This is a genomic window from Methylobacterium sp. WL18, from assembly GCF_008040015.1.
Classification (GTDB): Bacteria; Pseudomonadota; Alphaproteobacteria; order Rhizobiales; family Beijerinckiaceae; genus Methylobacterium; species Methylobacterium mesophilicum.
Map to the genome: position 1 here is coordinate 1 of NZ_VRVD01000233.1, position 6,962 is coordinate 6,962.

Below are 6,962 nucleotides of genomic sequence, written 5' to 3' on the forward strand. Positions count from 1 at the left end.
GCGCGGGGCGGTCCGGTCCGGAGCGCTCATCGGCCGTATCCGGGGATGCGCAGGGCACGCTCCCAGCGGTGCATGATCCACACGAGCACTCCGACGAGGACCGCGTAGGTGGCGAGCAGCACCAGCATCATCTCCAGGACGTTCTGCGACTCGGACCAGATCTGCTTGACCGCGTAGAGCGTCTCGGGGACCGCGATGGCGTAGGCGAGCGTCGTGGTCTTCAGGAGGTTGATCAGGTTGTTGTTCAGCGCCGGCAGGCAGACCCGGAGCGCGAGCGGCAGGACCACGTGGCGGTAGGCCTTCAACCGGGTGTAGCCCAGCGCCTCGGCGGCCTCGACGGTGGTCTTGGGCACCGCCTCGATGCCGGAGCGGAAGATCTCGACGTTGAACGCGCCGGCGAACAGCGAGAGCGAGACGATCGCCCATTGCACGTTGTCGAGGATGGGGACGCGCAGGCCGTCCGCCGAGCGGACGTCCGGCAGGAGCGTGCCGAGGCCGAAGTAGAAGAAGAAGATCTGCACCAGGGGCGGCGTGTTGCGGAACGCCACGACGAAGCCGTTGACCAGCCCCCGCAGCAGGCGCGAGGGCCCGCTCTGCAGCAGCGCCCCGACCGCGCCGATCACCAGGCTGGCCAGGATCGTGCTGATCCCGAGCAGCAGCGTCATCCGCAGCCCGGCGACGTAGCGGTTCCAGTCATACGGGTCGTAGAAGACCGTAAAATTGAAGCCCGTGGTCTCGTAGAGACCCTGGAACCAGGCCTGGATCGCCTCGATCATCGCGGCCGATCACCGAGGCTCGCTGCACGGGCGCGCATCAGTTGGTCGCGTTCTTGTACTTCTCGTGCATCGCCTTCGAGTAGGCGGTGGGCTCGATGCCCCACTTCCGCTCGCCGGCGACGACGAAGCCGGTCTTCATCCAGTCCTTGGTCGCGTCCTCGACCATCGTCTGGAGCGTGGTGTTGCCCAGCGCCACCGCCATCATCCACGGCGCGTCGAGGATGCCCTTGAGCGGCAGGGCGTAGCCGGCCTTCCAGTCGTCGTCGAGCAGCTTACCCTGCAGCATGCTCTGGTCGTAGACGTAGCCCAGGCAGTTGCCCTGCTTGAGCGCGAAGAGCGGCTTCTCGGAGCCGTCGAAGGCGACGATCTCCGCCCCGTAGGTGCGGGCGACGTCCTTGTTGTACCACGCCCCCGAGGTGGCGCAGAGCGGCTTGCCCTTCAGCTGCGCCCAGTCGGTGATGCCGGAGGTCTTGGGCAGCAGCACGTTGACGAAGTCGGAATAGTATTGCGGGTCGATCCCCTGCACGACGCGGCGGCGCTCCGGCTTGTCCGACAGCGTGGCGATCAGGAGATCGACCTTGCCCTGCTGGAGGAACTCGATCCGGTTGGCCGAGACCACCGGCACCAGCTCCAGCTTCACCCCGAGCCGCTTGGCGAGGTCGGCGGCGAGGTCGGGCTCCAGCCCGATGATCGCGCCGCTCGGATCGCGGAACCCGAAGGGTTTGTAATCCGCCTTCACGCCGACGATCAGCGTCCCGCGCGCCTTGATGGCGTCGACGCCGTCCGCGGCCGAGGCCCGGCCGGGCCATGCCAGCGCCGGGATCGCCGCGAGGGCGGCCAGCGCGGCTTGCGTCAGGAGGCGTCGGGACATGGGGCGCATCGGGTCGGTCCTGCTCGGGCGAACGGATCTTGGCACGGTTTCTAGCAATCCACGAGCCATCGGCCTTCGGATCAACCGAAGCGTGCGATGGCGAACGGCGTGAGGTCGGGTCCCCCAACTCCCCCGGACAGGTCCGCGGCCACCGCCTCGCCGATGCCCGCCGAATGCTTGAAGCCGTGCCCCGAGCAGGCCGAGACGACGTGCACCCGGTCCATCCCGGGATGCCGGTCGATGATGAAGCCGCGGTCGGGGGTCACCGTGTAGACGCAGGCCGCGGCCCGGACGACCTCCGGGGTGGCGCCGGCCAGCCGGCCCGCGACGCGCAGGCGGTACATCGCGTCGGATTCCGACGGATCGACGCGCCGTTCGACGGCGTCGGCCGTGGTGGCGGTGCTGTACTGCTCGGTCGCGACCTTGATGGCGCGCTCCCCCGCCAGGGGCGGGAAGCCGTAGAGGTAATCCGTGTCGGTGGTCCCGTACATCCAGATGAACACGGGCGCGCGTGGCCCATACACGGCTTCGTCCGCCAGGGCGTACCAGTGCAGGAGCTGGCGCCGGACCGTCAGCAGCGTGTCGAACGGGGCGCCGAGCAGCGGGGCGGTCCAGGCGCCGGCCGCGACCACGGCGCGATCGGCCAGGATCACGCCGTCGGCGGTCTCGATCCGGATGCCGGCCGCGTCCTGATCCAGCGCCAGGACTTCGCAGCCGGTCCGGATCTCGGCCCCCAGGGCGGTCGCGCGGGTGAGCTGCGCCGCGATGCAGCGCTCCGGGAAGACGTAGCCGCCGCCGGGTTCGTAATAGGCCTTCTCGTCGCCCGCGAGGTTCAGGAATTGCGGGAAGCGGCGGGCGACCGCGGCCCCGTCGAGCACCTCGTGCGGGATCCCGGCCCCCTGCGCGGCGGCGATCGAGCGGCCGACGAAGTCCGGCTTGCCGTGATGGGACGAGACCCCGCGGCCGGGCGCCATGACGAGGGCGCCGCAGGCGTTCAGCAGCGTCTCGCCGGTGGCCGCCTCCAGCTCCCGCCAGATGCGATGCGAGGCGGTGACGAAGGGCACGTAGTCGCGCCCTTCCCCGACAGCCTGGCGGGTGATCCGCGTCTCGCCGTGGCTCGACCCGAGGGCGTGCGGCGGCGCGTAGCGGTCGAGCCCGACCACCGCGGCCCCGCGCTTGGCCAGTTGGTAGAGGATCGCGCTCCCCATCGCGCCGAGCCCCAGGACCGCGACGTCGAACCGGCGCGTCATCGGGCCTGCCCCTGCGTGGGGGTGTGGTCGCAACGGGTCTGTCCGTGACGACACGGGCGCGGAGCTGCGAGGCCGGGCATGCGATCGGGATCTCGGTCGAACGGGAAGTCGACCGCGAGCATGACGCGCTCGGGCGGTTGCGCTTGACCGGGAGAGACGCTTTCTTGCACGGATGAGCCAAACCAGCGACGCGATGCCGGATCCGGACGGCCCGGCCCCGGGGGATCGGCCGCAGGAGATCGGCTTCCTGCTGGTCCCGGGCTTCGGGTTGCTGTCGTTCGCCTCGGCCTGCGAGCCCTTCCGGGCGGCCAACACCCTCGCCGGCCGGGTCCTCTACCGGCTGCGCTACTTCGGCGAGGCCGGAGGCCGGGTCGCCTCGTCCTCTGGGGCGGAGGTCCCGACCGAGGACCTGCCGCGCGAGCGCGGGCGCCTGGACACGGTCTTCGTCTGCGCGGGCGGCGACCCGACCGACTGGGACAGGCCGGCGATCCATGCCGGGTTGCGGCGCATGGCCCGGTTCGGCGTCCGGATCGGCGGCATATCGGGCGGCCCCTACCTGATGGCCGCGGCGGGGCTGCTGGCGGACCGCGCCTTCACGATCCACTGGGAGCATGCCGGCGCCACGGTCGAGGCGTTTCCGGACGCGCGCCTCACGCGGGCGCGCTTCGTCGCCGACGCCGACCGCCTGACCTGCGGCGGCGGGGTCGCCCCCCTCGACATGGCGCACGCGCTGATCGCCGAGCGCCTGGGGGCGGCCTTCGCGCGCCGCGTCTCGGACTGGTTCCTGCACATCGCGGTGGGGGCCGCCGACGACCCGCAGCGCGCCTCCGCGGCGGAGCGGTACGGACTCCACCACCCGGCCCTGCTCGCCGTCCTCGAAACGATGGAGAAGACGGTCGAGGCGCCGCTCACCCGCCGGGCCATGGCCCGCCTCGCGGCGGTCAGCGCGCGCCACCTCGACCGGCTCTTCCGCGAGAAGCGCGGCCTGAGCTTCTCGGCCCAGTACCGCGCCATCCGCCTCGCCCACGGCCGGCGCCTGCTGCGCCAGAGCCCCCTCGGGATCGGGGAGATCGCGACCGCCTGCGGCTTCTCGAGCGCCGCCCACTTCTCCCGCAGCTACCGGGCCCAGTTCGGGTGCAGCCCGTCCTCGGACCGGCGCACGGCGCCCGAGCGCGCGGCCTGAGCCCGGGCGGCGCGCCGAGCGCACCGCACACAACGCCGGATCACCGGGCATCCCCCTCTGCGCAAGACAGCGCAGAGGGCGTTTCGTGAGAGGCTTTCAGTTCGCCCGGGCGACCTCGACGAGGTTGTCCGAGAACGACGGGGCGTGGCCCATGTCGGTGAAGGCGCCCGACGAGATGCTGTTGACGGTGCCCTCGTTGAGCTGGCGCCAGTAGCCCAGCGTCGCGACCACGATCCCGGCCCTCACGTCCTCGGTGATGCGCGCCACGCCCTTGAACGCGCCGCGGTCGTTGCCGACCTGCACCCGGTCGCCGTCCCGGATCCCACGCGCGTCGGCGTCGTGCTGGCTGATCATCACGAACTGCTCGCCCTGGCCCTTCTGCTTGTCCTCCATGTTCGCGTAGCAGGAGTTCAGGAAGTAGTGGCTCTTGGGCGAGACGATGTTCAGCGGGAAGCGCTTGGCCAACGCCGGGTCGTTGGTGTGGGATTCCCGCGGGCCGAGGTAGTCCGGCAGCGGGTCGAGCGCCTCGCCGGGCTGGAAGCCCTCGTACATCTGCCGGAACGGCGGGGCGACGAAGTTCGTGGCACCCTCGACCTTGAGCATGCACTTGCCGGTCGGCGTCGGGAAGTTGCCGTCCCGGTGCGGGGCGCGGTCGTCCGGCGTGCCGACCTTCAGCCGGGCGAAGCCGTGCTCGCGCATGTAGGCGAGGTCGATGCCCTCGCAGGCCGGCGACGACCAGTCGACGTAGTGCTCCAGGCACTCGCTGTCCGACCACTTGAAGTTCTCGTCCTCGTAGCCGAGGCGAGCGGCGAGCTGGCGGAAGATCTCGTTGTTCGGGATCGCCTCGCCGGGCGCGTCGGCGCACTTGGTGTTGTAGGTGAGATAAAGGTGACCCCAGGAGAGGATCATGTCCTCCATCTCGGCGCCCATCGTGGCCGGCAGCAGGATGTCGGCGTAGGAGGCGGTGTCGGAGATGAAGTGCTCGGCCGAGACCATGAACAGGTCCTCGCGCATCAGGCCTTCGACGATCTTGTCGGTCTCGGGCGCCTGGGTGACCGGGTTCGAGTTCCAGCACATCATCGACATGATCGGCGGGTCGAGCTGCATCTCGCCGGTCAGCGCGCGCCCGATCTGGAGGTTCGAGACGACGCGGGTGCCCTCCGGGATCAGGTCGGGCCGGCACATCACGTCGAACTTGTAGGGGTGCTCCCAGACGCCGAACTGCGTGACGCCGCCGCCGACATGGCGCCACGCGCCGGTGAGCGCCGGGATGCAGGTGACGGCCCGGATGGTCTGGCCGCCGCCGTAATGCCGCTCCAGCGCCACGCCCATGCGGATGCCCACCGGCTGCTCGGTCGCCATCTCGCGGGCGAGCTTGCGGATGTCCTCGGCCGGGACGCCGGTGATCTCGGCGGCCCATTCCGGCGTGCGGGGGCCGGCGCGCTCCTTCAGCTCCTCGAAGCCGACCGTGTAATTGTCGACGTAATCCTGATCGACGAGGCCCTGCGCGATGATCGAGTTGATCAGCGCCATGGCGAGCGCCCCGTCGGTGCCGGGCTTGGGTGCGATGTGCCAGTCGGCCGCCTTGGCGGTGCGCGACGCGTAGGTGTCGATCACGACGACCTTGGCGCCCTTCTTCTGGGCGTCCTTGACGATGGCCCAGTGGTGCAGGTTCGTGCTGACCGAGTTGCAGGCCCAGATCACGATGTACTTGGAGTGGATGTAGCTGTCCGGGTCGAGTCCCGCGGTCGGGCCGACCGTGAGCAGCCACGCGGTGCACGAGCCCTCGCCGCAGAAGGTGCGCTCGGTCACGGTGGCGCCCATGCGGTTGAAGAACGCGTCGCCGCCGTTCAGCCCGTGCACGAGGCCCTGGTTGCCGAGGTAGCTGTAGGGCGCGATGGCCTCCGGCCCGTATTGGTCGATGATCGCCTTCCAGCGGGTGACGATGGTGTCGAGCGCCTCGTCCCAGGTGATGCGCGCGAACTGCTTCGAACCCTTCGGGCCGACCCGCTTCATCGGATAGAGCAGCCGGTCCGGATGGTAGTGGCGCTTCTCGTAGTCCTTCAGCTTCACGCAGAGGCCGCCGCGGGTCATCGGATGGTCCGGGTTGCCGCGCACGCCGAGCAGTTCCCCGTCCTTAACCTCGAAGATCATCGAGCAGGTGTCCGGGCAATCGTGGGGGCACCCGCCGAAGAAGGTCTGGGTCAGGCTCTCCGCCTCGGCGACGAGCAGGGAGTCGGGCTTGACGATCTCGTTCATGGTTCCTCCACGGCCGAGCGTTTCGCTTTATTGTTCTAGCGAGCCGGCTCAGCGCAGAGGCAGGATGCACTGGAGTGCGAATAATTCCAAATTCTAGTCCCTGGTGAGGGCATCGGCGTGCGTTCGTGGTGCGGACCACGGTGTCGCGGCGCGGGCGTGCGGGGGCGGTCGCGGAACGTCTGCTCCGGGGCGAAAAGCCAGGGACCACTTGCCACCCCTTGCCACCCCTTGCCGACATCGCGATGGGAACCGAGCATCGGACTTCGACCACGCGGCGGCTGCGCCGCGCGGACAACGACGGGGCGGGACCTTCGACCGCTCAACCCCCCCGCCCCTGCACCCTCAATGCAGCGTGTCGTCCACGCAGGTCTCGCCCTCGACGTCGCGGGCCAGCGCCCGGCCGACATGCTCCACCAGCGGGCGCAGGGCGGCGAGGAGGCCGGGGTCGCCGATCTCCTCCGCGGCGCGCCACATCTCGATCGCGTGGTGGCCCAGGCGCACGATCGCCGGGTCCTCGCCCTCGCGCCCGCAGGCCCGGTCCAGGATGTCCGAGATGCTCATGCGTGCAGCCTCCGCTCGGCGGGCGCGGGCGGGTCCGAGCGGCGGTCGGCTCTCGCCGGGCG

6 protein-coding genes are annotated in these 6,962 nt (G+C 70.4%); 1 reads left to right on the forward strand and 5 read right to left on the reverse strand.

The features are described from left to right. Window positions 1–26 precede the first annotated feature (26 nt). The 3 genes from FV228_RS16515 to solA all read right to left on the reverse strand — a co-directional run bounded on the left by FV228_RS16515 (window position 27) and on the right by solA (window position 2,897). Entirely contained in the window at window positions 27–776 is a 750-nt protein-coding gene (locus FV228_RS16515; protein ID WP_147855624.1) for an amino acid ABC transporter permease, read from the reverse strand. A 37-nt stretch (window positions 777–813) separates the two neighbouring features. Then, window positions 814–1,656, reverse strand: a complete 843-nt coding sequence (locus tag FV228_RS16520) for a transporter substrate-binding domain-containing protein (protein ID WP_147855625.1) — start codon at window positions 1,654–1,656, stop codon at window positions 814–816. A gap of 71 nt (window positions 1,657–1,727) precedes the next feature. Next, window positions 1,728–2,897, reverse strand: a complete 1,170-nt coding sequence (gene solA, locus FV228_RS16525; protein WP_147855626.1) for an N-methyl-L-tryptophan oxidase — start codon at window positions 2,895–2,897, stop codon at window positions 1,728–1,730. Window positions 2,898–3,069: 172 nt separating this feature from the next. On the opposite strand from solA, the gene FV228_RS16530 reads away from it, so the two are divergent. Beyond that, the gene (locus FV228_RS16530; RefSeq protein ID WP_246693927.1) at window positions 3,070–4,080 is read left to right on the forward strand and encodes a GlxA family transcriptional regulator; all 1,011 of its coding nucleotides are present in this window, start codon (window positions 3,070–3,072) and stop codon (window positions 4,078–4,080) included. Window positions 4,081–4,176: 96 nt separating this feature from the next. On the opposite strand, the gene FV228_RS16535 is transcribed toward FV228_RS16530, so the two are convergent. After that, the gene (locus FV228_RS16535) at window positions 4,177–6,339 is read right to left on the reverse strand and encodes a molybdopterin oxidoreductase family protein (protein ID WP_147855627.1); all 2,163 of its coding nucleotides are present in this window, start codon (window positions 6,337–6,339) and stop codon (window positions 4,177–4,179) included. A gap of 342 nt (window positions 6,340–6,681) precedes the next feature. Then, window positions 6,682–6,962, reverse strand: a 281-nt coding sequence (locus FV228_RS16540) for a hypothetical protein (RefSeq protein WP_210247804.1), incomplete at its 5' end; no start/stop codon positions are given.